Genomic DNA, 1,892 nt, shown 5'->3' on the forward strand with positions numbered 1-1,892 from the left:
GCAGTGGATGGTGCAAAAGCGATGACCCCGCGCGCGCGCAGCATCTGTAAGCTCTCCGCCGCGCTCTACCCGTTCGGAGCGGGTGCGGCGGCGGTGAACGTCTTCTTCGCCTCGCTGATCCTGTCCTGGATCGGGCTGCCGGTGCTCACCCCGGTGCAGTCGCTGGGCGGGGGCCTTCTGGTGGGTGCGCCGATGACTTGGGCCTTCGCCTGTCATATCCGGCGGCTGATGGACGAATGTGAAAGGGAGTGACCCCATGGGCTGGACCGAATTCGCACTGGTGCTCGCGCTGTTCGTGGCGACGCACTTCCTGCCGTCGCACCGTCCGCTGCGCGACGGCCTCATCGCCACGATGGGCCGGCGGGCGTACTTTGCCGCTTACGGCACCGTGTCGACCGTGCTCCTGGTGTGGCTGGTCGTCGCCGCAGGCCGCGCGCCCTACCTGCCCGTGATCGACCTGGCGCCGTGGCAGCGCTGGGTGCCGAACCTGGTGATGCCAGCCGCGGTCGCGCTCCTCGGCCTCGGGGGCGGCATGGCCTACCCGTGGACGCTCGGCGGCCGGAAAATAGCAACCTTCGATCCGGCGCGGCCGGGCTTCGCCGCGGTGACGCGCCACCCGATGCTCTGGGCCCTGGGGCTCTGGGGCGGCGCGCACATGGTGGCGAACCCGGACCTCGCCCACGTCGTCCTGTTCGGCGGCTTCGCCGCCATCTCGCTGGCCGCCATGCGGCTCTTCGACGCCCGCGCCCGGGCCGCCGAGCCGGATCGGTGGGCCGCCATCCGCCAAGCCACCGCGATCCTGTCCCTCCGACCGCTGATGCAGGCGGGCTGGTGGAGGCGGAACGGCAAGACCACCCTGACCCGCCTCGCCGCCGCCGCGCTGCTCTACATCGGCCTCTACCACCTGCACGCCCCAGTCATCGGAGCTTCGCCGGTCCCTTAACTCGACGCGGTTCAACCCGAAGCCGTGCCACGCGGACCAAGCTCGGCTTGAGAGCTGGACGACCGACCGGCTGTACGACTGCAGCGCGGCAAGGTGAGGACAGGCGGCGGTGATCCCCGGAGCCGCGTGTAGACACCGGGCCGCCAAGAACCCCGCTCACACACAACAGAGGTCAGCCAGAGCGCGACGGACATACAGTGGTTCAGCCCGCTGCAGAGGGTCGTCCGCTCCCCGAAGATCCCTGCCACGCAGCCGAGACCGACGCAAAATCACCATCGCCGAAACCGGTGCGGTCGGCTGCGCCAGGCATGTTCCGGACCTTCTGATGCGCAAAGCTCATTGGCAGCGTCATCCGCCCGACGGACTTCGAGTTCAGAAGCTTCGCGCGGGAACGTCCAGAGGGACAGCCGAGAGACATGCGGCGAGGGGGCATCGCTTGCTGCTGGCCGGGCGCGCACCTTCGTGTCGTCCCGGACCTCCTTGCGCCTGACGCGGCTGGAGGGTCAGCGTCAGAGCGTCTCCCCCTTGGAGGATATGGAGAGCGCACCCGCGCCCCGCTTTGGCCGGTCGTACGGACGAAAGAAAGCGCCTTGAACGGCCGGCATTTCTGACGGCGCGGCTGTCGATATCAATGACGCGGCACATGCCCATCTCCGCTTTCCCTTCCAACCTCCGCCGCAGTCATAGAGGCGTCAGGGGGAGATCGATTTGATGCAGATCAGTTTTGCGGGTTCCGTATCAAGCTCTAACGAAGGACACCGTCACCCGGGCCGTGACAGCCGGTGGGTCTTCGGGGGCGGCGTGTCGCACCGCCCCCAAGGGTTTCACGATTGAACGTCGTTCTCTTCGTCCATCAGGTCGAACTCGCCGACCATGCCGGCCTCGCGGTGGCCGGGTACGTTGCAGGCGAAGCCGACGGTGCCGCCATCGGGGAAGGTCCAGACGATCT

2 protein-coding genes are annotated in these 1,892 nt (G+C 68.1%); both read left to right on the plus strand.

What is annotated here, in order from left to right:
• Window positions 1-21: 21 nt before the first annotated feature.
• Window positions 22-252: an NnrT protein gene (locus tag BM162_RS22130; RefSeq protein WP_093426015.1), complete on the plus strand. Its 231-nt coding sequence runs from the start codon at window positions 22-24 to the stop codon at window positions 250-252.
• A 4-nt stretch (window positions 253-256) separates the two neighbouring features.
• Window positions 257-943 carry an NnrU family protein gene (locus BM162_RS22135; protein ID WP_093426016.1) on the plus strand — a complete coding sequence of 229 codons (687 nt, stop codon included), beginning with the start codon at window positions 257-259 and terminating at the stop codon, window positions 941-943.
• Window positions 944-1,892 lie beyond the last annotated feature (949 nt).

Origin of the sequence: Tranquillimonas alkanivorans (genome assembly GCF_900115595.1) — a bacterium.
GTDB classification, from domain to species: domain Bacteria; phylum Pseudomonadota; class Alphaproteobacteria; order Rhodobacterales; family Rhodobacteraceae; genus Tranquillimonas; species Tranquillimonas alkanivorans.

Excerpts from the sequence above, each read along its gene's own strand:
- BM162_RS22130 (WP_093426015.1), top strand. The coding sequence starts at position 22 with ATGACCCCGCGCGCGCGCAGCATCTGTAAGCTCTCCGCCGCGCTCTAC.
- BM162_RS22135 (WP_093426016.1), top strand. The coding sequence starts at position 257 with ATGGGCTGGACCGAATTCGCACTGGTGCTCGCGCTGTTCGTGGCGACG.